This window comes from Sphingomonas sp., assembly GCF_031372575.1.
Classification (GTDB): domain Bacteria; phylum Pseudomonadota; class Alphaproteobacteria; order Sphingomonadales; family Sphingomonadaceae; genus Sphingomicrobium.
This window is the reverse complement of sequence record NZ_JANMLM010000106.1, coordinates 13,957-40,018: the sequence shown is the minus strand read 5'-3', so window position 1 is coordinate 40,018 and position 26,062 is coordinate 13,957. Positions and strand designations below refer to the sequence as shown.

Annotated in this window: 21 protein-coding genes and 1 pseudogene; 10 read left to right on the top strand and 12 right to left on the bottom strand. The window is 63.4% G+C overall.

Translation table 11 applies throughout. The features are described from left to right. The 5 genes and pseudogenes from RMN73_RS10595 to RMN73_RS10575 all read left to right on the top strand — a co-directional run. Nucleotides 1-2,391: pseudogene (locus tag RMN73_RS10595) on the top strand (hypothetical protein); the annotation flags it as partial. A gap of 61 nt (nt 2,392-2,452) precedes the next feature. Then, nucleotides 2,453-3,907, top strand: a complete 1,455-nt coding sequence (locus RMN73_RS10590; protein WP_309603293.1) for a TolC family protein — start codon at nt 2,453-2,455, stop codon at nt 3,905-3,907. Between the two features lie 26 nt (nt 3,908-3,933). Beyond that, complete coding sequence (locus RMN73_RS10585) at nt 3,934-6,078, top strand: type I secretion system permease/ATPase (RefSeq protein ID WP_309603294.1); 2,145 nt, start codon at nt 3,934-3,936, stop codon at nt 6,076-6,078. After that, nucleotides 6,075-7,106 carry a cell wall hydrolase gene (locus tag RMN73_RS10580; RefSeq protein WP_309603292.1) on the top strand — a complete coding sequence of 344 codons (1,032 nt, stop codon included), beginning with the start codon at nt 6,075-6,077 and terminating at the stop codon, nt 7,104-7,106. Before RMN73_RS10585 ends, RMN73_RS10580 begins: the two co-directional genes overlap by 4 nt. 24 nt (nt 7,107-7,130) lie before the next feature. Beyond that, nucleotides 7,131-8,414: an HlyD family type I secretion periplasmic adaptor subunit gene (locus tag RMN73_RS10575; protein ID WP_309603291.1), complete on the top strand. Its 1,284-nt coding sequence runs from the start codon at nt 7,131-7,133 to the stop codon at nt 8,412-8,414. Between the two features lie 10 nt (nt 8,415-8,424). Here the strand turns inward: RMN73_RS10575 and RMN73_RS10570 are convergent, their stop codons facing one another. After that, entirely contained in the window at nt 8,425-9,327 is a 903-nt protein-coding gene (locus RMN73_RS10570) for a transglutaminase-like cysteine peptidase (RefSeq protein WP_309603290.1), read from the bottom strand. Between the two features lie 74 nt (nt 9,328-9,401). Beyond that, complete coding sequence (locus RMN73_RS10565; RefSeq protein WP_309603289.1) at nt 9,402-10,181, bottom strand: alpha/beta fold hydrolase; 780 nt, start codon at nt 10,179-10,181, stop codon at nt 9,402-9,404. A gap of 64 nt (nt 10,182-10,245) precedes the next feature. On the opposite strand from RMN73_RS10565, the gene RMN73_RS10560 reads away from it, so the two are divergent. The 4 genes from RMN73_RS10560 to RMN73_RS10545 all read left to right on the top strand — a co-directional run bounded on the left by RMN73_RS10560 (nt 10,246) and on the right by RMN73_RS10545 (nt 15,499). Further along, on the top strand, nt 10,246-10,758 hold the full coding sequence (locus tag RMN73_RS10560; RefSeq protein ID WP_309603288.1) for a 2Fe-2S iron-sulfur cluster-binding protein: 513 nt from the start codon (nt 10,246-10,248) through the stop codon (nt 10,756-10,758). A 69-nt stretch (nt 10,759-10,827) separates the two neighbouring features. Beyond that, nucleotides 10,828-11,724, top strand: coding sequence for an RcnB family protein (locus RMN73_RS10555; RefSeq protein WP_309603287.1), 897 nt, complete (start codon nt 10,828-10,830; stop codon nt 11,722-11,724). Nucleotides 11,725-11,840: 116 nt separating this feature from the next. Beyond that, the gene (locus tag RMN73_RS10550) at nt 11,841-13,682 is read left to right on the top strand and encodes a DUF885 domain-containing protein (protein ID WP_309603286.1); all 1,842 of its coding nucleotides are present in this window, start codon (nt 11,841-11,843) and stop codon (nt 13,680-13,682) included. Between the two features lie 11 nt (nt 13,683-13,693). Continuing rightward, a complete protein-coding gene (locus RMN73_RS10545; protein ID WP_309603285.1) occupies nt 13,694-15,499 on the top strand; it encodes a DUF885 domain-containing protein in 1,806 nt (601 codons plus the stop codon). Between the two features lie 157 nt (nt 15,500-15,656). Here the strand turns inward: RMN73_RS10545 and RMN73_RS10540 are convergent, their stop codons facing one another. From RMN73_RS10540 to RMN73_RS10525, 4 genes are all read right to left on the bottom strand, one after another. Next, nucleotides 15,657-16,361, bottom strand: coding sequence for a hypothetical protein (locus RMN73_RS10540; protein WP_309603284.1), 705 nt, complete (start codon nt 16,359-16,361; stop codon nt 15,657-15,659). A gap of 321 nt (nt 16,362-16,682) precedes the next feature. Then, nucleotides 16,683-17,213 carry a hypothetical protein gene (locus tag RMN73_RS10535; protein WP_309603283.1) on the bottom strand — a complete coding sequence of 177 codons (531 nt, stop codon included), beginning with the start codon at nt 17,211-17,213 and terminating at the stop codon, nt 16,683-16,685. Between the two features lie 29 nt (nt 17,214-17,242). Next, the gene (locus RMN73_RS10530) at nt 17,243-17,797 is read right to left on the bottom strand and encodes an SET domain-containing protein-lysine N-methyltransferase (protein WP_309603282.1); all 555 of its coding nucleotides are present in this window, start codon (nt 17,795-17,797) and stop codon (nt 17,243-17,245) included. Nucleotides 17,798-17,902: 105 nt separating this feature from the next. Further along, a complete protein-coding gene (locus RMN73_RS10525) occupies nt 17,903-19,465 on the bottom strand; it encodes a lysine--tRNA ligase (protein ID WP_405051561.1) in 1,563 nt (520 codons plus the stop codon). 68 nt (nt 19,466-19,533) lie between these two features. Between RMN73_RS10525 and RMN73_RS10520 the strand changes: the two genes are divergently transcribed. After that, nucleotides 19,534-22,254 carry an ATP-dependent DNA helicase gene (locus tag RMN73_RS10520; protein WP_309603280.1) on the top strand — a complete coding sequence of 907 codons (2,721 nt, stop codon included), beginning with the start codon at nt 19,534-19,536 and terminating at the stop codon, nt 22,252-22,254. On the opposite strand, the gene RMN73_RS10515 is transcribed toward RMN73_RS10520, so the two are convergent. The 6 genes from RMN73_RS10515 to RMN73_RS10490 all read right to left on the bottom strand — a co-directional run bounded on the left by RMN73_RS10515 (nt 22,189) and on the right by RMN73_RS10490 (nt 26,054). After that, on the bottom strand, nt 22,189-22,575 hold the full coding sequence (locus RMN73_RS10515) for a MerR family transcriptional regulator (protein ID WP_309603279.1): 387 nt from the start codon (nt 22,573-22,575) through the stop codon (nt 22,189-22,191). The two genes, RMN73_RS10520 and RMN73_RS10515, sit on opposite strands and share 66 nt — an antisense overlap. A gap of 4 nt (nt 22,576-22,579) precedes the next feature. Next, nucleotides 22,580-22,864 carry an integration host factor subunit alpha gene (locus RMN73_RS10510; RefSeq protein ID WP_309603278.1) on the bottom strand — a complete coding sequence of 95 codons (285 nt, stop codon included), beginning with the start codon at nt 22,862-22,864 and terminating at the stop codon, nt 22,580-22,582. A 131-nt stretch (nt 22,865-22,995) separates the two neighbouring features. Continuing rightward, nucleotides 22,996-23,955, bottom strand: coding sequence for a beta-ketoacyl-ACP synthase III (locus RMN73_RS10505; protein WP_309603277.1), 960 nt, complete (start codon nt 23,953-23,955; stop codon nt 22,996-22,998). Continuing rightward, nucleotides 23,952-25,013: a phosphate acyltransferase PlsX gene (gene plsX / locus RMN73_RS10500; protein WP_309603276.1), complete on the bottom strand. Its 1,062-nt coding sequence runs from the start codon at nt 25,011-25,013 to the stop codon at nt 23,952-23,954. The genes RMN73_RS10505 and plsX overlap by 4 nt, the downstream gene beginning before the upstream one ends. A gap of 52 nt (nt 25,014-25,065) precedes the next feature. Beyond that, nucleotides 25,066-25,245 (bottom strand): 50S ribosomal protein L32, encoded by a 180-nt coding sequence (gene rpmF / locus RMN73_RS10495; protein ID WP_309603275.1) that lies wholly within the window; start codon nt 25,243-25,245, stop codon nt 25,066-25,068. 137 nt (nt 25,246-25,382) lie between these two features. Beyond that, a complete protein-coding gene (locus tag RMN73_RS10490; protein ID WP_309603274.1) occupies nt 25,383-26,054 on the bottom strand; it encodes an MBL fold metallo-hydrolase in 672 nt (223 codons plus the stop codon). Nucleotides 26,055-26,062 lie beyond the last annotated feature (8 nt).

Below are 26,062 nucleotides of genomic sequence, written 5' to 3'. Positions count from 1 at the left end.
AATGACGAGCCGATCTCGATTGCCAACGACAGCCTGATCAGCCTGACCCTGGTGGTCACCGACCGCGACAATGATCCGGTCAGCGCGAGCGTCAACATCGCCTCGAACCTGGTGTTCAAGGATGATGGACCGAGCCTTGGCGTGGTCCAGAGCCAACAGACGAACAACGATCCGACTCAGACCCCTGCGATCGGCACACTGCACTTCACTCCTGGTGCCGACGGTGCAGGCTCGCTAATGACGATTACGGCCAACGTGACTGGTCTCAAGTCTGGCGGGTTCAATTTGCTCACCGTACAATCGGGCAATGTCCTGACCGCCTATCAGGACACAAACAACGACGGCATCCACCAGGTAGGTGAAACCACGGCGGTGTTTACAATTACCGTCAATCCCAGTGCGGGAACCTCGGGCCAATATGTCTTCGACCTGATCAATCCGCTTGACCCATCGGTTACGGAAACGGCGATTGGCGGTTCATCGTCGTTTGGTGCCGGTCCGACATCGCAGGGCCAAGTACTCGACAACGTTGCCGGGACGCAGCATCTGGCGGTGATCTCCGGTTATCACATGGGCGGCACATTCAATGAGGCCACCTGGCTTTCGACAGGCAGTGCCGGGCCCGCTTCGAATTACGTTACTGCCGGGGTAAATGGTTCGACGACCGGTTGGGGTATCGACAATAATAACTTCAACGGCACCGACGAATTATTCGTCTGGGATTTCGGCTCGCAGCCGCTGGCGAATCCTGACGGCGCGGGTGGCTTTGTGCCCCCAGCAGGCATCACACTGCCGGACATCAGCACGGCAACCTTCGATCTGATTGGATACAATGCGGGCGCTCCTGGTTTCGCATCGGGTGACGACATTACGTATGTCGTCCACTACACCGACGGCACGTTTACATCCGGCCATATTCCGGAAGCCGACGTGAATGACGGGACGTGGAAGTTCATTGCCGATGCCGGCAAGTTTATTGCCGATATCGAAATGTTCACCAGCGGAACTGGTAGCGGTAAGGTCGACCTGGTGTCGGTAGGTGTCCAGAACACGGTACTAAACGTGACCATCCCGGCCACGGTCACACTAACCGACGGTGACGGAGACTCCACATCGACGGGCGCGTTCAGTATCCACGTGCAGACGGGGTTGGTACCCTTCGCCCCTGCGGCCCCGGTCGCGCTCGATCTCAATGGCGACGGGGTGGTTGGTTTCCTCGATCATTCGGCCGGCGTGACCTATGATTATGGTCAAGACGGCCTTGCGGAAGCGACGGCATGGGTTGCCGCCGGTGATGGCATCCTGGTGCGCGACGCGAACGCCAACGGCTTGGTCGATGGACCTTCCGAATTTGTCTTCGGTGGCGACGGGGTTACCGATCTTGAGGCGCTCCATGCTCAATATGGCGCGCAGCTTGATGCCAGCGACGCCGACTTCACGATGTTTGCCGTCTGGAATGACGCGAACAGCAATGGAGTGGTCGACGGCAATGAACTGACCAGCCTCGCGGATGCCGGTATTGCCAGCATCAGCCTGGTCAGCGACGGCCAAGCGTATGACGCCGCCAATGGCGACGTCACGGTCGCCGGTTCGGGAACCTTCACAAGGACCGACGGATCGACGGGCACGACGGCTGACGCGAGCTTCCAGACGGGAAGCAATCGTACCAGTGCAGAGGCCGAACGCGTCGCTGCCAACAGCAACAGCGTGGTCGTGGCGGCTGCGGTCGCAGCGGCAGGCCTGGTGGCATCGCCAGCGGCGGCATCGCCCGGCGATGAAAAAGCGGGCATCGGTCCCCAGGTTCAGGATGTCCTGCCGGCGACTCACTTCGATCTGTCGGCACTTGGCATTGCGACTGACACGGCGATGCCGGCGCTGATGGGCGACATGCGGGGTGCGTTCACGATTGCAAACTTCGTGCAGTCGACGTCATTCTCGATGGAGCCGGGCACGGTGTCGATCGGGGAGATTGGCGGCGCACACAGTGCAGGCTTCGCGCCAACTGCATTGCTTGGCGGAACGGACATGATCGCCAGTCAGATTGCGATGCCGACACTGGCCGCCAACATCGCCATGCCGAGTGCGGATGCGATGTCGGCGATGGGCAACCTTGTTTCCGCCCAGTCGACCAAGTCGGTCGAGCTGCTTGTTGCCGAAGCGCTTCAAGGCGGCGGCCATGGCCTGGACATCAACGCATTGCTCAATGCGTTGCCGGGCTCGGCGGGCGGCGCGAATATTGAGCCGCAGATCATGGCAAGTCTTGGCAACGGCGCCGTGCCGAGCTGGGACACTGGCCATGGCGGTGGCTTTACGTTCGCCGCTACCAACGCCATCACGACCGAAGCCTTGGTGCTTCATCACGACGCCATCCAGCCGATTGCAAACGGCTGAACCTGAGGCGGGTCCCCCGTGGACGGGGACCCGCACATGGATAGACCAGAAGGGGGGAGACATGAATAAGCACTGGCTGTTGACTATCCCGGGAGTATTGCTCCTGGCCGCCTCGCCCGCCGCGGCGATCGAATTGAAGGATGCCGTTCAGGCTGCCCTCAATACCAACCCCGAAATCCGCCAGGCGGTCGCCAACAAGAATGCGACCCAGGCCGAGCGTCGCCAAGCCGAAGGGCTGTGGTTGCCACGCATCTCGGTCGAGGCCTCGGCCGGCGTTCGCCAGCTGAAGAACCCGACCCGTCGGTCGATCGGCATCGCCAGCCAGACATTGTATCCGGTCGAAGCGAGCGTGACGGCCGACCAATTGCTGATTGACGGAGGTGGGCGCAAGGCGGAAATTCGCCGCCAGGCATCGCGCACTGACGCCGCTGCAGCCCGGATCGAAGAACGGTCCGAGTTCGTCGCGCTCAACGTCTCCCGCGCCTACATCGATTATCTGCTTCAGCAGCGGCTGGTGGCGATCGCCGACGACAATGCGACATTTCATCAAAAGCTTGCTGGCGATCTTCGCGAAGGCGTTTCGAAAGGTTCGATCAGCATCGCCGACCAGCAGCAGGCCGAAGAGCGGCTGCAATCGGCGCGTGCCCGGCTGACGGAAGCGCGCGAAGATCTCGATACGGCGGCGATCCAGTTCCAGACGCTCGCCGGGATTCCAATCGACAGCGTGTCGATGCCGCCCGACCTGTCACAATATCTTCCCGCCACGTTGCAGGAAGCTGAACTTGCTGCGCGCGCCAATAATCCGCGCGTCCAGGAATCGATTGCCGATCTGTCGACAGCGCGTGAAGTGACGCGCGCCGCTCGCTCCGAACTGGGGCCGCGAGTCAATCTTGAGGGAACCGCCCGGGTCGGTGACGACATTGACGGGTTCCGCGGCAAGACTACCGACCTTCAGGCTCGGGTCGTAATGCGTTGGCTGGTGTTCAACGGCTCCACCAACGTCAACAATGTTCGCGAGCAACAAGCACGCGCTGATGAGGCGCATGCCCGGGTGTTCGAACAAACTCGCCGTGCCGAGGAAGATGCTCGATCGGCGTGGAGCAGGCTGACCAACCAGACCCGCTTGACCACCGAGTTGGAAACCCAGAGCCGCGTTTCGGATGATCTGTTGCTGTCCTATCGTGAGCAGTTCAACGTCGGACGACGGTCGTTGCTCGACGTGCTTGATGCGCAAAACACGCGCAACAATGTGCAGGCGCAGGCCGAGACCGCACGTCTGGCCAAATTGTATGCCCAATATCGGTTGTTGGCTTCGACCAACCGCCTGATCGAGTCGCTTGGGGTCGCAATGCCAAGCGCGGCCTGGAGCGATGAGCGCACGCATTATCGAGTCAATCCGATCCCGGCGTCTGACCTCGAAGAAAATAGCCTGGTTGCGCCGGCTATGGGTCCGCCGTCGTCGACGATGGGCCCGCCGGCTCCGGTGCAAGCTGCCGCACCGACAGGCGGACGCTGAATTGAAGGGGACGGGCGTTGAGTTTCATGCATTGGCTGGATTCCGCGCCTTCGCGTGAGATTGACCCCGTCCTCGATTGTCTGGCATTCCTCGCGCGGGGGGCCGACCGGCCGTCGTCACCGGTTCTCCTGCGCGCTGGTCTTGCCTTGTCGGACACCGGCAACCTTCCGTTCCATCAGGTAGAACCCGCGCTCGACCAGATCGGCATGCGCGGCCAGCCGCTCGTTCGCCGGTTAAAGAATTGGCCCAGCCAGCGGCTACCAGCGATCCTCGAACTGAATGATGACCGCGCGTCGGTGCTGATCGAAACCAAGGCCGGCGACGGGCTGATCTATGCGCCAGGCATGGCCGATCCGATGTGGGTATCCCTCGCCGAGCTCGACCGGGCGTTCACCGGGCGCGCGGTGTTCGTCGAGGCCGATCCGACACGCGAGCGTGAAACCGAACGCCCGTGGGATAAAGCCAAGCGTGGTCACTGGTTCTGGTCCGAAGTGTGGAAGGTTCGCGGCGAATTTTGGCCGATTTTGCTAGCGGCTTTGGTCGTCAACCTGCTGGCGCTGGCGGTGCCGCTGTTCACCATGAACGTCTATGACCGGGTCATTCCGAACAAGGCCATCCCGACATTGTGGGTGCTCGCTTTGGGTGTCGCGCTGGCACTCGGGTTCGATTTCCTGCTGCGGCTGGCTCGGTCACGGCTGGTTGATGAAATTGGCCGCAAGCTCGATGCCAAGTTGAGCCAGAAATTGTTCGAAAAAGTGATGAACCTGCCGATGGCGGCGCGTCAGGGAAGCACTGGCGCGATGGCCAAGCGCGTCTCCGAATATGAGCAGGTGCGCGACTTTTTTGCATCGACCACGGTCGTGCTGCTGGTCGACATGAGCTTTCTCCTGCTGTTCCTGATCCTGATCACGGTGCTTGCCGGGTGGCTTGTAATGGTGCCGCTGGTCGGGATTGCGATCATGTGTTTTGCCGGTTTCGGCCTGCAGAAGAGGATGGGTCAGACCGCGCTTGATGCACAGGCCGATTCAAGCTTGCAGCATTCGGTGCTGGTCGAATCGCTGGGCGGGATTGAGACGCTCAAAGCGGCAGGCGCAGAGGGCCAGATGCTCGGTCGCTGGCGGCGCTATTCCTCGATGTCGGCGGCCACTCAGGAAGACATGCGCCAGACGACCGCAGTCGCGATCAACCTCGCATCGCTGGCACAACAGGTGATCAGTGTCGGTCTGTTGATCGGTGGCTTTTACCGCTTCAACGCCGGTGAAATGTCGATGGGCGCGATTATCGCCATTGTCATGCTGGCCGGGCGCGCCCTGGCGCCCGTTGGCCAGTTTGCCTTCCTGATCACGCGTTTCAAGCAATCGATGACGACGATGGACTCGCTGCAGGAGATGATGGAACTGGAGGATGAACGAAGCACCGCCTCGCGGTCGATCGTTCCGGAAATCCGGGTCGGCAAGATCGAATTGTCCCATGCGTCATTCGCCTACCCAGGCGCATCACTGCCGTCGCTCTCCGATATCGATCTGAAGATTGAACCGGGTGAGCGGATCGGGATTATCGGCAAGGTCGCGTCGGGCAAGTCAACACTTGGGCGGGTGTTGTGCGGCCTTTACCAGCTTGGTGATGGCGTGATGACGATCGATGGGCTCGATAGCCGTCAATATCATCCGCATCAGGTGCGCGAATCCTTCCGCTTCGTCGGGCAGGATGCGGAATTGTTCAGCGGCTCGGTACGCGACAATCTGATGCTCGGCGCGGCCGGGGCCGATGATGCGCAACTGATCGATGCGGTAACCCGCTCCGGCGCGGACATCTTCCTGTCGCGCGACGCCGCCGGGTTCGATCTTCCGGTTGGCGAACGCGGCTCGCGGCTGTCGGGTGGGCAACGGTCGCTGCTGGTGCTCGCGCGCGCGTTGGTCAGTCCGTCGAAGATGCTGTTTCTCGACGAGCCTACCGGCGCGATGGATACCCAGACCGAGGGCTATTTCATCGACCATTTGAAGGGTGCGCTTGCGCCTGATCAGACGTTGATCGTTTCGACTCACCGTCACCAGATGCTGTCGATCGTTGACCGCCTGATCGTGATCGACGCGGGCCGGATCTTCGCCGATGGCCCACGCGACGAGATCCTTGGCCGCCTTGCAAGTGCGACAAAGGGGCAGGCACAATGAGCTGGCTTCATGCCCATCGCCATGACTTTGCGGTGCGCCGTTGGGCAATCATGCTGGTCGCATTGATCGCGGCAGCAAGCCTATTCGCCATTGGTGCCACGAGCTTGCTTCGCCCGTCGATCGCCAGGGCGGAAATGGTCGCGCCGGAACGCGCTGCGGCGTTGGTTGCGGCAACAAGCGGTGATCAAGCCACACAAGTCCAGGCGATGGGTGCAAAGGCGGAACTGATCAACGCCGCAATGCCATTTAGCGCAGCGCCGATTCAGGCGGCCCGCGCCTTCATCCTGCCCGCAGGCGAAACGCTTGACCAGCGCCGTGCGGTGCTGTGTCTAACGCAGGCGGTCTATTACGAGGCGGGGTTTGAGCCGATCGACGGTCGCCGCGCCGTGGCGCAGGTCGTGCTCAACCGGATGCGCCATCCGGCCTTTCCCAAGTCGGTTTGTGGCGTGGTCTATCAGCGCAATGCAACGCCGGTGTGCCAGTTCAGTTTCGTCTGCGACGGCTCGCTGGATCGCCGGCCGGAAGCGGCGGCGTGGAAGGTCGCGGAAGCGGTCGCTCGTGCTGCGCTGGCAGGTCATGTCGAGCAATCGGTTGGATCGGCCACGCATTATCACGCCGACTATGTCGCGCCGCGCTGGGCGCCGTTGCTGACCAAGATCACCAAATTGGGGGCGCATATTTTCTATCGCTGGCCAGGCGCATGGGGGCAGGTTGCCGCGTTCAACGGGCGGTACATTGGCGAACCGCGCGATCCGTTGAGTTTGCGGCCCGCAATGTGGGTGAAACCGCCATCGAGCGCGATCGATCCGGATGCTGCAGCGGTTGCCTTGAACGCGGGGCCACCGATTGCCAGGGCAGCCAATGATGTCGGTGGTTTGCTCGATACGTCAAAGGGTTGGACGCTGAATATCCCGCTGCCCGGAGAGGCCGGCGCGGCGTCGAAAGCGATCGCCGAGCAGCAAGCCAGGCCGGTCATTGCGCCCCAGAATGGCGCACCCGCAGCAACCCGCGTGATTGCGTCGCGCTGACCTGTTAGTAGAGTATCCAAGATCATGGCGTCGCTTCCCTTCCTTTCCGCGCTCACCAAGGGCCGAGAACCGCTGACCGGCGCAAAGCGGATCATCGTGATCTCCGCAGTCGGCTTTGCGATTTTCCTGCTGTGGGCATCGCTCGCACGGGTCGATGAAGTGACCGCCGGCCAAGGCAAGGTCATCCCGTCGAGCAAGGTGCAATTGATCCAGTCCGCCGAGCCGGCAACGGTGCGCGAATTATTGGTCCGATCGGGCCAGACGGTTCGCCGCGGCCAATTGCTGGCACGGCTGGAAGATCCGACCAGCCAGTCGCGGCTCGGCGAAATCGAGGCCGAGACCAGTTCGCTCGAGGCGCGCGCGTCCCGCCTGACCGGCGAAGGCACCGGCGCCGCGACCGCTTGCGAAGGCGCGACCTGCGCCGACGAAGCCGCGCTTCAGTCAGTACGCCAGTCGGCGCTGCGTAGCCGGATGGGCGCACTTGGCGCGTCCGCCGATCAACGCCGGCGGGAAGCGGCCGAAGCCAATGCCACAGTCAGCAGCCTGAGCGGAAGCCTGGTGCTCGCGCAGCGCCAGGTCAGCATGCTCGAGCCGCTGGCCGCCAAGAATATTGTGCCGCAAACCGAATTACTGACGGCGCGTCGCGAGGTGATCGATCTTCAAGGCCGGATCGCGGCTGCTCGTGAGCAGGGCGGACAGGCGCAGGCCGCAGTGCGTGAAGCACTCAACCAGGCGAGCGAAGCCAACTTCCAGTTTCGCCAGGACGCGCTCAACCAGCGTAATGAGCTCAACACCAAGATTGCGGTCAACCAGCAGTCGCTGCGTGGGGCGCAGGGACGACTGGGCCGGATGGAATTGCGGTCGCCGGTCGATGGCGTCGTCAACGATTTGAAAATGAACACCATCGGTGGCTTCGTCGCGGCCGGCGAAAAGGTCATGGAAGTCGTCCCGATGGGCGAGAAATTGCTGATCGAAACGCGGGTCAAGCCGAGCGACATCGCCTTCATCAAGGTTGGCGACAAGGCGTTGGTCAAGGTCACCGCCTATGACTTTTCCACCTATGGCGGGCTCGATGGCAAGGTCGTCCAGGTATCTGCCGATTCGATTTATGATGAAGTGGAGCGCGCGCCTTTCTTCACGGTGCTGGTCGAAACCCAGCGCAGCTTTCTGCAATCGCATATGGGCAAATTGCCGATCACGCCGGGCATGATGACCGACACCCAGATCATCACCGGGCGCAAGTCGATCCTGGCCTATTTGATGAAACCGTTCCTCAAGGCCCGCAGCGAAGCGCTTCGCGAGCGCTAATCCCGCGCCACTAGTTTGAGCGGCTGGCCGGGGTGACGCGGGTATCGATCAACGCCATTTCGACTATCGCCGACTTCACCGGCAGATCGTTCGATGCGAGGATCACCGGCGGTTCAGCGCGGCGATATCCATGCGTCCAGGCCTTGTCGCCCGAGAAACTGAAGATCGGTCGATAGTCGGTGATCATCGCGCTATCGACGATCCGGCTGGTGCCATTGTCGAGCACCAGCATGCGGCCCTCGGCGCGCACCACCAGCACGGCATGATCGGCACGTCGGGCGGTATCGCGCAGGATCACGAGATAGAGATCCTTGTCGGCGAACCCCGCGCGCCGCAGCATCTGCAGCTTGGCGATCGCAAAATCTTCACAATCGCCGCGACCCCGGCGGATTGTCTCGGCAGCGTTCATCCAGCGATCGCTAACTCCAAATTGCTGGCTGTCGTTAACGAAGACGACGCGGCTGTTGACGAAGCGGTTGACCGCATCGATCCGGTCAAATGCCCCCTGGTTGGCAACGCTGGCCGCAAAGTTAGTGGCGCGGGCACCGACCGGAGCACGCGATACCGTGGTCCAGCGCTTGTCGAGCGAGGTATGCGACACCGACAGCGCAACCGAACCGAATACGTCGGGGCGATCGGTCGCGACAGCGACGTGCGGCGCCGGCGCAATCGGCCTTGGCAATACCGCCGGCGCAAAGATCGCGCCCCGGCTTTCGGGCGAGGGAATGACGGCGGCGTGCGTTGCAATCGCCGGCGCGCCCGACTGCTTGGCGAGAATCGCTGCAAGTGCACTTGGCGCACCGCCAAGAATGGCGTCGGTCTTGCTGTATGATGCGTAGGCCGGTGCCACCTGAGCGGCGGCCGGGGCCGACGTGGCGGCGATAGCTAGCATAGTGAGCGCAAGCGTCTTCATGCCCCCGCTTTTGACGCAGCGAGGCGAATGCCAGCCTAAAGGCTTTGGTTAAGAACGCCGTAACTATCGGAATTCTATTCGATTTCCAACAGGAACCGATCGATCGCGGTGTTGAAGGCAAGAATTTGTTCAAGGTTGGCGAGGTGCCCTGCACCATCAATCTGTTCGAGTTTCGCCCCCGCGATCAGGCCCGCCAGATGTTCCGACAAGCCCGGGGGCGTGATGCTGTCCTCGTCCCCGACCAGCACCAGCGTCGGCACCCTGATTGCCGCTGCGCGATCGACCTGGTCGGCGAGCCATACCGCGCGCGCCCCAATGACGTAAGCAGCGGGGTCGATCCGGCTCATCGTCTCGATCACTTCTTCATGCATTGCGGGGGTGGCGAGCGAGCCGAGCAGGGCGCCGGCGCGCGCCTCCGCCAGGCCGCGCATGCCGACGGTGCGACTGGCGGCCTCGGAGCGGTCGAAGATTGCCTGCCCCTCGGGATGAACCGCAAAACTGTCGGCGAGGATCAGCGAGGCGCAGCAGCTCGGCGCGGCGGCGTGGAGGGCAATGGCGATCACTCCGCCGAGCGACAGCCCGCAAATGTGGGCGCGGTCGATATCGAGCGCATCCATCGCGGCGAGGATGGACGAAGCGAAATCGTCTCGGGTTGCGTCGGGAGCGGGGTCGCTGTCGCCATAGCCCGGATAGTCGAGCGCGACCGCGCGGCGCGACCGGCCGAAATGGGCCAGTTGCGGGGCCCACACCGATTTGTCCGAGCCAACGCCGTGGAGGAAGATGAGCGGCGTTGCATTGCCGCCGCCGGCCTCGACAACGCCGATCGCGCCTTTGCTAGTGTGAATCTGGCTCATCGCTTCATGTTGCTGGCGATGCGCGGCTTTGCAAGTCGCGGGCAGGGCGGTAGCGTCGGCCACGATGACGAGCATGACGATCAATGGCGAAGCTTTGCGCTTCAATCTCGACCCCGCCACGCCATTGCTGTGGGCGCTTCGCGATGTGGCCAATCTGACTGGCGCGAAATATGGCTGCGACACCGGCGAATGCGGGGCGTGCACGGTGATCGTCGATCAGCGCGCGGTGACCAGCTGCACCGTGGCGATCGGATCGCTCGAGGGGGCCGAGGTGGTGACGATCGAGGGATTGTCATCGAACCGCACCCACCCGATCCAGCAGGCCTGGGCGGCGGAGCAAGTCAGCCAGTGCGGTTATTGCGAACCGGGGCTGATCCTGGCGATTGCGGCATTGCTCAAGGCCAACCCGCGCCCGAGCGAGGCCGAGGTGGAAGCGCTGCCCAATATCTGTCGCTGCGGGATCGGGCCGCGAATGAAACAAGCCATCGCCCGCGCCTCGATTGCGATGACCGGCGGGGACAGCCTGAACACCATTGCGCGCGAGGCCGCTCCGCAACCATCCATCGCGCCAGAATAACGGTTCAGCAACGGCTCATCTGGCGAGTCGCAAATTCCAGCGCAGTAGATCAATCGCTTGGAGCGTAAGATGCGTAAGTTGACCATGTTTGTTTTGCTCGCCACCAGCGCCGTTCCGGCGATGGCTGCGGCGCAGGAAGAAGGCGGGCGCCAAGGGCGTCAGGACCGGCAGGCGCAGCAATCCGACGATCGGCCGGCGCGGGCCGAACGTGCTGAGCGCGCGGAGCGGCCCGAGCGGGCGCCGCGTGAAGAGCGACGCCAGCTGGTCCAGGTCGAGCGCCAGGTGCAGGTCCAGCAACCCGTCCAGTCCGAGCGCCAGGTGCAAGTCGAGCGCCGCGGACGCGACGTCCAGGTCGAGCGCCAGGGACGCGAAGTCCAAGTCGAGCGCCGGGATGGTGAGCGCGGTCGGGAATTCGGCGGGCGTGGCATTGGCGAACAGGACGGGCAGGCATCGCGCGACGAGCGGATGCAGCAATATCGCGAGCAACGGCAGCGTCGCGCCGAGGCGGGCGGTCAGCAGCCCCCGGTTCAGGACGGCAGCGTCGTCGGGCGGCCGGGTCGCTATCGCCCGGTGCCCGGCACAAGCCCCGTTCTGGTCGGTCGGCCGGCCCCGGAAAATCGCGACGCGCGCATTGCCCATCGCGATCGGCGCGATGGGAGTTACTGGACGAGCAGCTGGCGTAACGATCATCGCTACGATTGGCGGCGCCATCGCGACCGTCATCGCTCGATCTTTCGGATCGGCTTTTACTATGATCCGTTCGGTTATTCGTACAACCGGTTTGGGATCGGGTCGTACATGTACCCGAGCTATTACCGGTCGAACTACTGGATCAGCGATCCGTGGCAGTATCGCCTGCCGCCGGCCTATGGCCCGTATCGCTGGGTGCGCTATCACAATGACGCGCTGCTGATCGATACATGGAATGGCGAAGTGGTCGATGTAATCTACGGCTTCTTCTGGTAGATCAGGCCGTCTTCGTAGATCAGGTCGGCCGTTGGTCGAACAGGGCGTCGCGGCAACTTGTCGCGGCGCCCTTGCCGTTTTAGCGCACCACTGCATTCAGTCTCGGGAAGTTTACCATGATCGCTCGCGCCACCACGATGTCGTTGTTCCTGTCGACCGCCTTGCTCGGCGGATGTGCGACCACCCAAATTGCACCGCCAGCGGTGGTGACGGCCGAGGCGCCGGCCCCGGTCGCGGTGGCAGGCGCGCACGAGCGCCTGTTCCAATTGTTCAAGGACAGCGACGAGGCGAGCCTCAAGCTCAATCCGCTGAACGGCATTTTTCGCGGCGACCTGCGTTATGCCGACCAGTTCGGCGACGGCATCACCGATGCTTATTACGACGCCAGCCGCGCGGCGGCGGTGAGCGATTTGCAGGCGCTCCGCGCAATCGACCGCGCCAGCCTCAACGCCACCGACCAATTGGCCTATGACGTGTTCGAATATTCGACCACGGATACCATTGAAGGGTATCGCCCGGCACTGCTTCGCTTGAGCACGCCGCGGCCGCTCAACCATTTCTTCGGGCTGCAGACATTTTACCCGACCTTCGCCAACGGCAAGGGCGCGGCGCCGTTCGCGACGGTCGTCGATTATGACAATAATCTGAAGCGCCACGCGGGCTATGTGCAGTGGATCGACCGGGCGATCGGGCGGTTCCGCGAGGGCGAGGCGTCGGGCGTGGTCGAAACCAAGTTGACGATCCGCAATGTCATCGAGCAGCTCGACAACCAGCTGGCGCAAAAGGTCGAGGATTCGGCTTATTACGGGCCGGTGAAGCAATTTCCGGCGAGCTTCTCCGCGGCCGACAAGGCGCGGCTGACGGGCGAGTATCGAACCGCGATTACCGACCAGCTGTACCCCGCGACCAAGCGGCTGCGCGACTATCTCAAGACCGAATATCTGCCCCGAGCGCGCGACGGCGCGGGGCTGATGTACATGCGCGGCGGTGACCAGCTTTACCGCTACCTCGTGCGCTCGACGACCACGCTCGACATGAGCCCCGACGAGATCCACAATCTGGGCCTAAGCGAAGTGACACGGATCACGACCGAGATGGAAAAGGTCAAGACCGAGGTCGGGTTCAAGGGAAGCCTGGCGAAATTCTTCGACCATCTGCGCGCCGACCCCAAGCTCAAGCCAAAGAGCCGCGAGGCGCTGACCCAGGGTTATTATGATATCGGCAAGGCGGTCGACGCCAAATTGCCCGACTATTTCTCGACCATTCCCAAGGCCAAGCTCGATATCCGGCCATATGATCCGACGATCGAGAAATTCCAGGCCGGCGGGAGCTACGAGCAAGGCACACCCGATGCCAAGCGGCCCGGCACGTTCTACTTCAACGCCTACGATTTGCCGTCGCGGACCACGCCGGGGATGACCACTTTGTACCTCCACGAAGGCGCGCCGGGGCACCATTTCCAGATCAGCCTTGCGCAGGAGAATGAGGCGTTGCCGCCGTTCATGCGGTTCGGCGGGAATACGGCTTATGTCGAAGGCTGGGCGCTCTATTCGGAGACGCTCGGTTACGACATGGGATTCTACAAGGATCCATATCAGCGCTTCGGAACGCTCAGCGACGAGATGCTTCGCGCAATGCGGCTGGTGGTCGACACCGGCATCCATTCGAAGGGCTGGACCCGCGAAAAGGCGATCGCTTACATGCTCGCCAACAGCGACATGGGCAAGACCGACGCCACCGCCGAAGTCGAACGCTACATCGCGATCCCGAGTCAGGCATTGGCCTACAAGATCGGCGCGCTGACCATCCAGCGGCTGCGCAAGAAGTCGATGGACGAGCTGGGCGACAAATTCGACATCAAGCAATTCCACGCCCAAGTGCTGATGACCGGCGCACTGCCGCTGGCGATCCTGGAGAAGAAGATCGACGCGTGGATTGCGGAGAAGAAGGGGAGCTGAGGATGGTCGGCATGAAATGGGTCGCAATCCTGATCGGCACGGCGAGCGTCCTTGCTGCCGGCGCCGTGCCCGTGACCGCGCGGACCCAATCGACGGCGGTCGCGCCAAGGCCGTCGCAAGCGCTGGCGGCGCTGTTCGCGGCGAGCAACGAGAGCGACCTCAAACGCAATCCGCTGGGCGCAATGTTTCGCGGCGACATGCGCTACGCCGGCCAATTCGGTGACGGCATCAGCGACGCTTATTATGCCGCCGAGCGTGCCGCCGCCACGGCCGACCTGGCGGTGCTGAAGCGGATCGACCGGGTGCGGCTGACGCCATCCGAACGCATCTCCTACGACGTATTCCAATGGCAGCGGACGAACGATCTTCGCGGGCTGCAGCCCGAGTTGCTGGCGCTGACCGCTGTCCGCCCGATCGACCATTTCGGAAGCATCCATACCGCGTTTGCGGAATTGAGCAGCGGCGACGGCGCGGCGCCGTTCAAGACGGTCCAGGATTATGAAAACCAGCTAAGTCGGATCGACGGCTTCGTGACCTACATCGATCGTGCGATCGGGCGGATGCGCGAGGGCATGAAGAGCAAGGTGACGCAGCCCAAGCTGGTGATGGTCAATGTCGTCGAGCAGCTCGACGCGATGCTGGCGCAGCAGGGCGACAAGAGCAGTTTCGTCAAACCGGTACAGAAATTCCCGGCGACGATCCCGGCGGCCGACCAGGCGCGGTTGAAGGCGCAGTATGTCGCCGCCGAGGCGACCAAAATCCGCCCTGCGCTGGTGCGGCTGCGGACGTTCATCGCCGACGAATATCTGCCCCAGGCGCGCGACACGGTCGGACTGTCGGCGATGCCCGGTGGCGACAAGCTTTACGCTTATCTGGCGAGCAGCAGCACGACCACAAACCTGACCCCCGACCAGATCCATCGCATCGGCCTGTCCGAGGTGACGCGCATCCAGGCGGAGATGGCGGCGGTCAAGCAGCAGGTCGGCTTTACCGGCACGCTCAAGCAATTCTTCAACCACATCCGCACCGATCCCAAGTTCAGGCCGGAATCGCGCGAATGGATGCAGGCGCAATATGTCGCGACCGGCAAGAAACTTGATGCGACGCTGCCGAAACTGTTCGCGACCCTGCCCAAGACGGCATTGTTGATCCGACCGACCCCGGCACTGACCGAAAAGGGGGCCGCGCGCGGATCCTATAGTCGCGGCAATCCAGACGGCAGCCGGCCCGGGGTGTTCAATTTCAACGCCTATGACCTGCCATCGCGATCGACCCCGGCGATGGAAACGCTCTACCTCCACGAAGGTGCGCCGGGGCATCATTTCCAGATCAGCCTGGCGCAGGAAAATGTAGCGCTGCCCGCTTTCCAGCGGTTCGGCGGCAATACCGCTTATGTCGAGGGCTGGGGGCTCTATTCGGAGACGCTGGGGCGCGAACTAGGCGTCTACACCGACCCGTATCAATATTTCGGCTATCTCGATTCGCAATTGTTCCGCGCGATCCGGCTGGTGGTCGATACCGGCATCCATTCCAAGGGCTGGACTCGCGAGAGGACGATCCAGTACATCCTCGACAATAGCTCGCGCGGCTTAAGCAATGCGACGGCGGAGACCGAACGCTACATCGCCAGTCCGGGGCAGGCGCTGGCCTACAAGATCGGCCAGTTGAAGATCAGCGAATTGCGGGCGCGGGCCGAAAAAGCGCTCGGGCCGAAGTTCGATATTCGGGAGTTTCATTCGCAAGTGCTGATGAGCGGCGCGCTGCCGCTGGCGGTGCTGGAGCGCAAGATTGACGACTGGGTGAAGGCGAAGCAGTGACGCGCGCAGCCGGTCCGGGGGACCGGCGAGCACGACACTGGGTTAGGCTGCGAAGCTACTCTCTTGAGGCAGCGGGAGGTGGGTCTTAGCTAACGTCCGCTTTGGGTGGAAAGCGGACATTAGGAATAGGATCACGCGTGATCTTGACCACCGCACATCAGCGGGTCGCGAGCGGCGGATCGAGCCTACCGCTCTTCCAGATCGCGGCACATGTTTTTGCCGGGCCATACGCTGGCTCGTTTTGATTCCGCGGCACAATTTTCATCTTCGCGAGAACGGCATTTGAGTCCGTCGAAAGCACTTCCATGGCCCGTAACTCCGCTTTGATATCTGCAGCGGCCAAACGCGCTTCGCTATAGTCGGTAGAGGTCACGCTCCCATACTGAGGATCTATCACAATTAACCGACCCCATCTTGAGATGATCGACGCAATCACGCGTGAAGCGTTGGCCGTGTTCTCAGCTATCCAATTCAGGCGATCCTTTTCCTCGACGCCATATCGTCGGGCGATAAGGTCCAGAATCTCCGTTGTCGGCGCCGTGAGTGATGGTGTGGGAAAGCGCGGCCGATGCAGAGCGCTTGTTCCGATCGCTGTCCCGGTCATAACCTCCGTCATTCGACTGTCGAGACACGGCACAGCAGCAGCCCAGCTTCGAATCCCCGAGTGCGTGGACGCCAACTCGTAGCGAATGCGTGAGCGCTCGGACTCCATTCGGGCGAGCTCGGATTGAGTTTGGACGTAACCCGCCAGGGCCTGCGCGATAAGCACGCCGGCAACAACGACAAACAGCTCGAACACAAACAGACGAGCGGTGGTCTTGCCGCCCTCTCCCCGCCACCAATGACGGACGGTTTTAAACATGCGCTATGCCGCCATCCAGCTGATCATGAGACTTACCGAACTGAAATGCATACAGGTCCCCGTTCAAGCCCAAGGCTACCAGAAGTGCCAATGTCTGCAATGGGTCGAAAGCGGACATAAGCCGCCTAGACGGCCGCTAGCGCCTCCCCAATCAGCTTTCTCGAATTCTCCACCCCGTAAAGCGCGACAAAGCTGCCCATGCGGGGGCCTTGGCTAGAGTCGAGCAGCGTTTCGTAGAGCGCCTGGAACCAGTGGCGCAGGCTTTCAGATTCGTGGTTTTCAGAAGCCAGGACGAAGTTCCAGATCGCGTCGCCCGGTGCCCTATTTGACGAAAATCATGTCGCCGGTCGCCGCATCGAGATAGAATTTCTCGCCCCCGGCGTTGCTCATGATCGTCCTGCCGTCCTGGTCGAGGCCGAGGATTGTGACCTTGCTGGTGTTCTTGCCCTTTTGCCACGGAACGGACCTGCCGGCCCGGTTCAATTCGACCTTCATGTAGAATTTGCGCGACACAAACTTCTGGTCGCCGGTGGCATCGTCGACATAGAAAAGTTGGCCGCGTTCGTCCTCGAACACGACATGACCATCGCCCACCCCCGCGACCGAATATTCGTCCTTATGTTTGAATTCAGACTTGAATTTAATGTGGCTAACCGAGCGGGTGGCGCTCATTTGTTTTTCGTAGCCGGTGCTGCGCGCGGTGCTGGCCTGCGCGGGGCTTTGCCCGGCTGCCTGATCGACCGGCGCGGCGGCGGGCTGCGCTGCAAGCCCCGGCGCGGCCAGCATGACAGCGGCGAGCGCAGCACCCGATGAAGCGGCGGCGCTGCGTCTGCGGTTGGTGATCTTGGCCATGACAGTTCCTTTTCCAATGGATGGAGAATTTAGTCGTCTCGCGCAGATTGCCGCATCGTGCCCCGGCAGGTGGCGGCGCCGCACGCGCACGCATGGCTGTCGCGGTCGCTGTCCGCCGCAAGCCCCGACGGCGCAGCGAGCTTGTAATCGAAGGTCAGTTCGTCGCCGCGCGCGATATCAACCAGAGCATAAATGTAGAGCCGGTCGTCGAACGCATAGGCCTGGCAGTTGGGCGCGCAGCTGTGATTGATGAAGCGCGCGGCATTGCCGCCGCGGGCACCGTCGATCACGACGTTATCGTTGAGGCGGAATACGTAGATCCGCGCCGGCTCTGCGCCCGGTACCGGCGCGAGCAACCGATCGGTCGCGACCCGCTCACCAAGATACTCGATGATCCGTGCACCACGGTGGATCCGCCGCTTGGCGAACACCCCCGTCCCCTCAATCCGCGAGCGACCGACGCGAATGAAGTCGCGGTCCCAAGGCTCGCGGGGCTGGTCCGCCGTGGTCAAGGGCGTCAGACAATCCGGTTCGTCGAGGGGAGCAGCCGGTGCATGGCGGGGGAGGATTTGCGCGCGTCCCATCGTAAGAAATAAGCGCGCGTTTGTGGAGCAAGTCAAACCGGCTTAGCGAAATAGTCCGGCTGGAATTGGCTGTTCCTTTGATCCGGTGGCGGCAGGAAGTCGGACCTAGGAAGTGCGGCGTTCCGGCGCCGCTAGCGCCTCCCCGATCAACTTACGGCTATTCTCCACCCCGTAGAGCGCGATGAAGCTGCCCATGCGGGGGCCTTGGCTGCTGCCGAGCAATGTCTCGTAGAGCGCCTGGAACCAGTGGCGCAGGGTTTCGAAATCGTGGTTTTTGCCGATTGTGAAGACGAGGTTCTGGATCTCGTCGCCCGGCGTGCCGGGGGCGAGTTTGGCTAGCTCGGTGTCGAGTTCGGTAAGCGCGGCGCGTTCGATGTCGGTTGGCGCGCGGCGCTTGAGCGTGGGGGCGACGAAATCGCGCGCATAATTGACCGCGAGGCCGATGAGGGTGTCGAGTTCTGGATCGGTCTCAGGCGCGGTGCCGGGGGCGTAGCGCTGGACGAATTTCCATGCGGTTTCCTTGTTGTCGACACCCGGCAGCGAGGCGAGGTTGAGCAATAGCCCGTAGGTCAGTGGAAGTACGCCGTCGGGCACCTTGCCGCCGTGGATGTGGTGGACCGGATTGCCGAGCTGCTGGGTGATTTCCTGCCCCGCATAATTGCCGCGGAACTGAAGATAGTCGTCGACCGCGCGGGGGATGACGCCGATGTGCAGCGACTTGGCCTTGCGCGGTTCGCGATAGGCGAAGAAGGCCAGGCTCTCCTCGCTGCCATAGGTCAGCCACTGGTCGAGGGTCAGGCCATTGCCCTTCGACTTGGAGATTTTCTCGCCTTTCTCGTCGAGGAACATCTCGTAGTTGAAGCCCTCGGGCGGGCGGCTCCCAAGGATGCGCGCGATCTTGCCCGACTGGATGGTCGAGTCGATGAGGTCCTTGCCGGCCATTTCATAATCGACGCCCAATGCGACCCAGCGCATCGCCCAGTCGACCTTCCACTGCAGTTTCGACAGGCCGCCGAGCGCGGACTGGGTGATTTGCGCCCCGTCCTCGTCGGTGAAGGCGATCGTGCCGGCGGCAGCATCGACTACGCGGACCGGGACTTGCAAGACTCGGCCGCTGGTGGGGGAGATGGGGAGGATCGGCGAGTAGGTCAGGCGGCGTTCTTCGCGCAGGGTGGGGAGCATCACCCCGAGGATTGCGTCCCATTGGGCGAGGACGCCGCGGATGGCGTCGTCGAATTTGCCGGACGTATAATAGTCGGTCGAGCTGGCGAAGTCGTAATCGAAGCCGAAGCGGTCGAGGAAATGGCGCAGCATGGCGTTATTGTGCGCGGCGAAGCTGTCGTGGGTGCCGAACGGGTCAGGGATTTTGGTCAGCGGCTGGCCGAGGTGGGCGGTGAGCATTTCGGGATTGGGGATGTTGTCTGGGACTTTGCGCAGCCCGTCCATGTCATCGCTGAACGCGATCAGGCGGGTCGGATTGCCCGTCAGCTCCTCATAGGCGTGGCGGACCATGGTGGTGCGCAGGACCTCGTTGAAGGTGCCGATGTGGGGCAGCCCTGAGGGGCCGTAGCCGGTTTCGAACAGGATGGGGGCCGCGCCGGGCTTCCCGTCGGGATAGCGCTTGATGAGCTTGCGCGCTTCCTCATAGGGCCAGGCCTTGGAGGTCATGGCGGCGGTGCGGATCGCTTCGTCGCTCAACTGTTGCCCTTTCGTTCCGGTGCGGCCAATGCTTAGGCGTGGCCGCTCCTTTGCCCCTTCCCGCGCTCCATGCAACCCATGCCGGAATCTGGATTGCGGTGGGGGGTGATCTACGCGAGGCGTCCCGGAGCGAGGCGATCCGGCGGCTGGCGGAAACGCCGCATGTGATCCTCAATGCGCCATTGGTCGGGCAGCGGCTGGGCTATGCCGATGTGTCGGGGCTCGATTTGCTCGAGCTGTTCGCGTTCGTTCACCCGGCGCGGTTCGCGGTGCCGACGGTCGCGGGGATGGCACGCGCGGTAGGGATCGAGCCGCCGGACGACGAGCGCGATGCGGCGGAGGTGCTGCTTGGAATCGCGCGGGCGTTGCTTGACCGGCTGGGCGAGGCGAGTTGGGGCGAGCGCGAGGGGGCGTGGACCGCCAACGGGACGCTCTACCGGCTCGGCTGGGCGTGGGCACCGTTTGTCGCCGAGCGGGTGGTCCAGCCCGAGCGCGGCGAGCGGATGCTGTTCACGCGATTACCGCAATGGGAGGAGCAATCCGAGCGCCCGCCGCCAAGGACGGTGAGTGTGTCGGGGGCGGACGCGGAAGCGAAACTGGCGACGCTGACGGGCACGGGGGCGGAGCCACGGCTCGGGCAGCGGGCGATGGCAGCGGAGACGGCAGGGATCTTTGCGCCACGCCGCGCGGCGGGGGAACCCAACATGTTGCTCGCCGAAGCCGGGACCGGGATCGGCAAGACGTTGGCTTATCTGGCCCCCGCCGCTTTGTGGGCGGAAGCGGCCGGCGGGACGGTGTGGGTGTCGACCTTCACCAAGGCGCTGCAGCGGCAATTGGACGGCGAAGGGCACAAGCTTTTCCCCGACGCAGGCGAACGCAAAGCGAAGATCGTGATCCGCAAGGGGCGCGAGAATTACCTGTGCCTGCTCAATCTGGAGGATGCGATGCAGGGCGCGTTCGCGGGGCGCGCGGCGATATTGGCGCATCTGGTCGGGCGGTGGGCGGCGTACACCAAGGATGGCGACATGGTCGGCGGCGATTTGCCCGGCTGGTTGCCGAGCTTGTTCCGGCGAGCGGGGGCGGCGGCGCTGACTGACCGGCGCGGGGAATGCGTTTATGCTGGCTGCCCGCATTATCGCAAATGCTTCATCGAGCGCGCCGAGCGGGCCGGGCGCGAGGCCGATCTGGTGATCGCCAATCATGCGCTGGTGATGGTCAATGCGGCGCGCGGGCGGCCCGATGCGCCGACGCGAATCCTGTTCGACGAGGGCCATCATCTGTTCGATGCGGCGGATTCGACGTTTTCGGTCGCGCTGACGGGCGCAGAAGCGATCGAGATGCGGCGTTGGATTGTTGGGCCGGAAGGCAAGTCGCGTGGGCGGCGGCGGGGACTGGCGGCGCGGTTGCTCGATGTCTGTTCGTATGATGAGCAGGGCAACCAGGCGCTCGACGCGGCGGTCGAGGCGGCACGGTCATTGCCGAGCGATGGCTGGATCGCGCGGATTGTCGAGGGCGATCCGTTCGGGCCGGTCGAGCGCTTGCTCCACCAAGCGCGCGGGACGGTTTACGCGCGGGCCAAGGCGCAGGAAGCGGGCTATGGGCTGGAGACGGAGCTGGCCGATCCCGACGGTGCTTTGATCGATGCATCGGCGGCGGCGATGGAAGCGCTGGAGGCGCTGGCCAAGCCGCTGGCTGCGTTGGCGCGGCGGCTCGAGGCGATCTTGGAGGATGCGCCCGACTGGCTCGACTCGCAGGCGCGGGCGCGGGTCGAAGGAGCGATCAACGGCCTGACGTGGCGGCGCGATACGCTGGCCGCGTGGATTGCATTGCTGGGGCGGATCGGCGGGTCGGTCGATCCCGATTTCGTCGACTGGCTGGCGATCGACCGGGTTGAGGGGCGCGAATATGACATTGGCCTCCGGCGCCACTGGCTCGACCCGACGCGGCCATTTGCCAAGGCGGTGCTCGAGCCCGCGCATGGCGTGCTGGTGACATCGGCGACGCTGCGCGGGGGCGAGGATTGGCCGGTGGCCGAGGCGCGGACCGGGGCGCTACATCTGGCCAATCCGACCGCGCATTTCGAGGCGGTGAGTCCGTTCGATTATGCCGGCCAGTCGGAGGTGTTGATCGTCAACGACATCCCGCGCGGCGACATTGCGGCGCTGTCGGGGGCCTATGCGCGGCTGATCGAGGCGGCGGACGGCGGGACACTGGGACTGTTCACCGCGATCCAGCGATTGCGCGCGGTCCATGCCCGGATTGCCGACCGGCTGGCGCGGGCGGGGCTGCCGTTGCTCGCGCAGCATGTCGACCCGATCGACACCGGCACGTTGGTCGATATCTTTCGCGATGATCCGCGCGCGTCCTTGCTCGGCACCGATGCGTTGCGCGACGGGGTTGATGTGCCGGGCGATTCGCTGCGGCTGGTGGTGATGGAGCGGGTGCCGTGGCCGCGCCCGACGGTGCTTCATGCGGCGCGGCGGATGGCGAACGGCGGGTCAGCCTATGACGACCGGATGGTCAAGGCCAAGCTGGGCCAAGCGTTCGGGCGGCTGATCCGGCGACAGGGCGACAAGGGGCTATTCGTGATGCTGTCGAGTGCGTTTCCGTCGCGATTGCTGAGTGCATTCCCGTCGGAGGTGAGGGTGTCGCGGGTAACGCTCGACGTCGCGTTGCAGCGGGTGCGAGCGACCTTATTCGCCGAGCGCGGTGACCAATCGGTCGCGCAGACCAACGAGGCGCTCGAAATCGACCGGTGACGCAGTGGCGGCGGGGGTTTCGGCAGGCGCAGGCGCGGGTGGCGCTGGCGTTGGAGCCGGGGCAGGCGATTCGCCGCCGCGGGTCGACAGCAATTTCTGGACGCCGCGAATCGTGTAGCCCTGGTTCGACAACAGATCGTGGATACGCCGCGCAAGCTCGGTATCGGCGGGGCGATAATAACGGCGATTGCCGGCGCGCTGGAGCGGGCGAAGCTGGGGAAACTTGCTCTCCCAATAGCGAAGGATGTGCTGGGCGACGCCGAGTTCGCTCGACAATTCGCCGATCGTCTTGAAAGCGCCCGGATCTTTCAGCGTGGCCACCGGCCTATTTCGCGACCTTGTCGCGCATGATCTGACTGGCGCGGAAGGTCATGACGCGGCGTGGTGCGATCGGCACTTCGATGCCGGTCTTGGGGTTGCGGCCGACGCGTTCGCCCTTGTCTCGCAGGATGAAGCTGCCGAAACCCGAAATCTTGACGTTATGGCCCTCGGACAGGTCGTGGCACATGTGATACAACATGCGTTCGACCATGCTTGCGCTTTCGGCACGCGACAGGCCAAGCTTGCGGTGGACGATATCCGACAGATCGGCGCGGGTCAGAGTCGCCATATGGAGCCCGTCAGCTCGCGAACCGCCCGCATCTGCCATTGTCTTCCCCTCCCCGAGCGGACGCCCCCGTCCAATTTCCGTAACTTAACCAAAAACATGCCGCTCGGCAATCCGACCGAGTCGTAAGTCTGTTAATAACGTACTGCGGCGGCGCCCCAAGTGAAACCCCCGCCCATCGCTTCCAATACCAGCAGGTCGCCGCGCTTGATTCGTCCGTCGCGAACCGCGGTGTCGAGCGCCAGCGGGACCGAGGCGGCAGAGGTGTTGGCGTGGCGATCGACCGTGACGACGACCTTTTCCGGAGGCAAGCCGAGCTTCTTCGCGGTGGCATCGAGGATGCGGGCATTGGCCTGGTGCGGGACAACCCAGTCGACGTCGGTCGGCTCGAGGTTGGCGGCGGCAAGCACTTCCTTGAGCACCTCGGCCAGATTCTTGACCGCATGGCGAAACACTTCGCGGCCCTTCATGCGCAACTTGCCGACCGTGCCGGTGGTCGAGGGACCGCCGTCAACATAGAGTAATTCATTGTGGCGGCCGTCGGCGTGGAGCCGAGTCGCGAGAATGCCGCGGTCCCCGAGTTCGGCCTTGAGCACGAGGGCGCCGGCGCCATCGCCGAACAAGACACAGGTCCCGCGATCGTCCCAATCGAGGATCCGGCTGAAGGTTTCCGAGCCGATCACCAAGGCGCTGGTCGCGGCGCCCGAACGGAGCATCGAATCGGCCACGGTCAGCGCGTAGAGGAAGCCGGTACAGACCGCATGAACGTCGAAGGCGATGCAATCGTCGATGCCGAGTGCGGCCTGGACCTTGGTCGCGGACGACGGGAAGGTCTGGTCGGGGGTGGCGGTGGCCAGCACGATCAGCCCGATGTCGGCGGCCTCCATGCCGGCTGCTTCAAGGGCGCGGCGGCAGGCGTCGGTGGCGAGCGTCGCGGTGGTTTCGCCAGCGTCGGCGATGTAGCGGCTGCGGATCCCGGTGCGCTCGACGATCCACTCGTCGGTGGTGTCGACCGTCTTTGCCAATTCGGCATTGGTCACGAAGCGCTTGGGAAGCGCCGACCCGGTCCCGGCGATGACGGAACGCAATGTCATTTGGCGCCGCCGTCGCTGAACGCATGGGCGCGGAAATTGTCGAGATCGTCGCCTATCTTGCGGGTGATATCGTTGCCGATCATCCGCGCGGTAACCTCGATCGCATTGGCGACGCCCTTGGGGGTGGCGCTGCCGTGGCTTTTCACCACCAGCCCGTTGAGGCCGAGAAACACCGCGCCATTGTGATTATTGGGGTCGAGATGGACCTTGAGCATGTGCAGCGCGGGCTTGGACAAAGCGAATCCGGCCTTGGAGCGCAGCGATGAGGTGAACGCGCGGCGGTGGAGATCGGTGACGAAGCGCGCGGTGCCCTCGGCGGTCTTCAAGGCGATATTGCCCGAGAAGCCGTCGGTGACAACGACGTCGACCTCGCCGCGCGACAATTGGTCGCCCTCGGTGAAGCCGATGAAGCTGAACGGGAGGTAATCGGCCTCGCGCAACAGCGCGGCGGCTTCCTTCAACTCGCCGGTACCTTTCAATTCCTCGGTACCGATGTTGAGCAATTTGACCCGCGGCTTGTCGATCGACAATGCGGTGCGGGCATAAGCCGCGCCCATCACCGCGAACTGGACGAGGTTTTGCGCGTCGCATTCGGTGTTGGCGCCAAGATCGAGCATGACGAGGTCATTGTCGCCAAGCGTCGGCAGCAAGGCGGCGAGCGCAGGGCGGTCGATCCCCGGCATGGTGCGCAGCGCGAGCTTGGCGATGGCCATTAGTGCGCCGGTGTTGCCGGCCGACAACGCCGCGTCGGCAATGCCGTCCTTTACCGCGTTGATCGCCATGCCCATCGAGGTGGTCTTGGCGCGGCGAATCGCCTGGCTCGGCTTCTCGCTGCCCTGGATCGCATCGATCGCGTGATGAACATTGGTGGCGGCGGCAAGGCCGGCATGCTTGGCGATTTCGGGATTGATCAATTTCTCGTCGCCGTACAGCTCGAAGCGCAGCGCAGCGCTTTTGCGGCGCGCGCGGGCCATGCCGGCGATGATCACTGCCGGCCCGATATCGCCGCCCATCGCGTCAATCGCGATGCGCGGGCTTTTGCTTGCGGCCTTGGCCATAGCTTTAGGATCGATTCGCGGGCTGGCGGTCACGGCCGTGCCCCGAAATCGCTCAGGCTTCCGTCGAGATGATCTCGCGGCCGTTATAATGGCCGCAGGCGGAGCACAGATTGTGCGGCCGCTTGAGTTCGCCGCAATTCGGGCATTCCTGGAAGCTCGCCGGGGTCAGCGCGTGATGGCTGCGGCGCATGTTGCGCTTCGAGGGCGAAGTTTTTCTTTTGGGAACAGCCATCGCGGCACCTATGCTCTAATTAACAAAAAAATTGGCGACTACCCTCGCCCAGCTCATCGGAACAAGTCCCGAGGCGGCGGCCGGATCGTCGCGAACGAGTGCGCCCTATAGCGAAATGGAGCGGGGAAGCAAGCGCCTCAACCGCCCGCCAGCACCAGGTCCCCCACATAAGGGTTGCTCGCGCGCTCGTGGGCGAAGGTGGACATTGCGCCGTGGCCGGGGATGAAGGCGGTGTCGCCGCCCATCGGCCACAGGCGCTGGGTGATTGCGTCCAGCAAATCCTGGTGATTGCCGCGCGGGAAGTCGGTGCGGCCGATCGAGCCCTGGAACAACACGTCGCCGACGATCGCAAGTTTCGATTCGGGGTGGTGGAAGACGACATGGCCGGGGGTATGGCCGGGACAGTGGCGGACGTTGAGGGTGAGCTTGCCGACCGTCACCATGTCACCGTCGACCAGCCAGCGGTCGGACACGAACGGCTGGCCGGGGACGCCATATTTCGCGCCATCCTCGGCCAGGCGGTCGATCCAGAACAGGTCGTCGATGTGCGGCCCCTCGATCTTGAGCCCAAGCTCGGCGGCGAGGATGCCGGCCGATCCGCAATGGTCGATGTGGCCGTGGGTGAGGAGGATTTTCTCGAGGCGGACCCCGTGCTGCGCGATCGCTGCCTTAAGCTTGGGCAGGTCGCCGCCGGGATCGACCAACGCGCCGAGCATTGTCTCGGTGCACCAGATCAGGCTGCAATTCTGCTGCAGCGGAGTCACCGGGATGATCGCGGCGCGTAAGGGCGGAGTTGGGGCGGTCGACATCAGGCAGC

Bases quoted from the DNA above. Each gene is read 5' to 3' on its own strand.
- RMN73_RS10560 (WP_309603288.1), top strand. From the start codon at position 10,246: ATGACGAGCATGACGATCAATGGCGAAGCTTTGCGCTTCAATCTCGAC.
- RMN73_RS10550 (WP_309603286.1), top strand. From the start codon at position 11,841: ATGATCGCTCGCGCCACCACGATGTCGTTGTTCCTGTCGACCGCCTTG.
- RMN73_RS10555 (WP_309603287.1), top strand. From the start codon at position 10,828: ATGCGTAAGTTGACCATGTTTGTTTTGCTCGCCACCAGCGCCGTTCCG.
- RMN73_RS10530 (WP_309603282.1), bottom strand. From the start codon at position 17,797: ATGGGACGCGCGCAAATCCTCCCCCGCCATGCACCGGCTGCTCCCCTC.
- RMN73_RS10545 (WP_309603285.1), top strand. From the start codon at position 13,694: ATGAAATGGGTCGCAATCCTGATCGGCACGGCGAGCGTCCTTGCTGCC.
- RMN73_RS10525 (WP_405051561.1), bottom strand. From the start codon at position 19,465: ATGACCTCCAAGGCCTGGCCCTATGAGGAAGCGCGCAAGCTCATCAAG.
- RMN73_RS10575 (WP_309603291.1), top strand. From the start codon at position 7,131: ATGGCGTCGCTTCCCTTCCTTTCCGCGCTCACCAAGGGCCGAGAACCG.
- RMN73_RS10540 (WP_309603284.1), bottom strand. From the start codon at position 16,361: ATGTTTAAAACCGTCCGTCATTGGTGGCGGGGAGAGGGCGGCAAGACC.
- rpmF (WP_309603275.1), bottom strand. From the start codon at position 25,245: ATGGCTGTTCCCAAAAGAAAAACTTCGCCCTCGAAGCGCAACATGCGC.
- RMN73_RS10490 (WP_309603274.1), bottom strand. From the start codon at position 26,054: ATGTCGACCGCCCCAACTCCGCCCTTACGCGCCGCGATCATCCCGGTG.
- plsX (WP_309603276.1), bottom strand. From the start codon at position 25,013: ATGGCCAAGGCCGCAAGCAAAAGCCCGCGCATCGCGATTGACGCGATG.
- RMN73_RS10565 (WP_309603289.1), bottom strand. From the start codon at position 10,181: ATGAGCCAGATTCACACTAGCAAAGGCGCGATCGGCGTTGTCGAGGCC.
- RMN73_RS10535 (WP_309603283.1), bottom strand. From the start codon at position 17,213: ATGGCCAAGATCACCAACCGCAGACGCAGCGCCGCCGCTTCATCGGGT.
- RMN73_RS10585 (WP_309603294.1), top strand. From the start codon at position 3,934: ATGCATTGGCTGGATTCCGCGCCTTCGCGTGAGATTGACCCCGTCCTC.
- RMN73_RS10590 (WP_309603293.1), top strand. From the start codon at position 2,453: ATGAATAAGCACTGGCTGTTGACTATCCCGGGAGTATTGCTCCTGGCC.
- RMN73_RS10570 (WP_309603290.1), bottom strand. From the start codon at position 9,327: ATGAAGACGCTTGCGCTCACTATGCTAGCTATCGCCGCCACGTCGGCC.
- RMN73_RS10505 (WP_309603277.1), bottom strand. From the start codon at position 23,955: ATGACATTGCGTTCCGTCATCGCCGGGACCGGGTCGGCGCTTCCCAAG.
- RMN73_RS10580 (WP_309603292.1), top strand. From the start codon at position 6,075: ATGAGCTGGCTTCATGCCCATCGCCATGACTTTGCGGTGCGCCGTTGG.
- RMN73_RS10510 (WP_309603278.1), bottom strand. From the start codon at position 22,864: ATGGCGACTCTGACCCGCGCCGATCTGTCGGATATCGTCCACCGCAAG.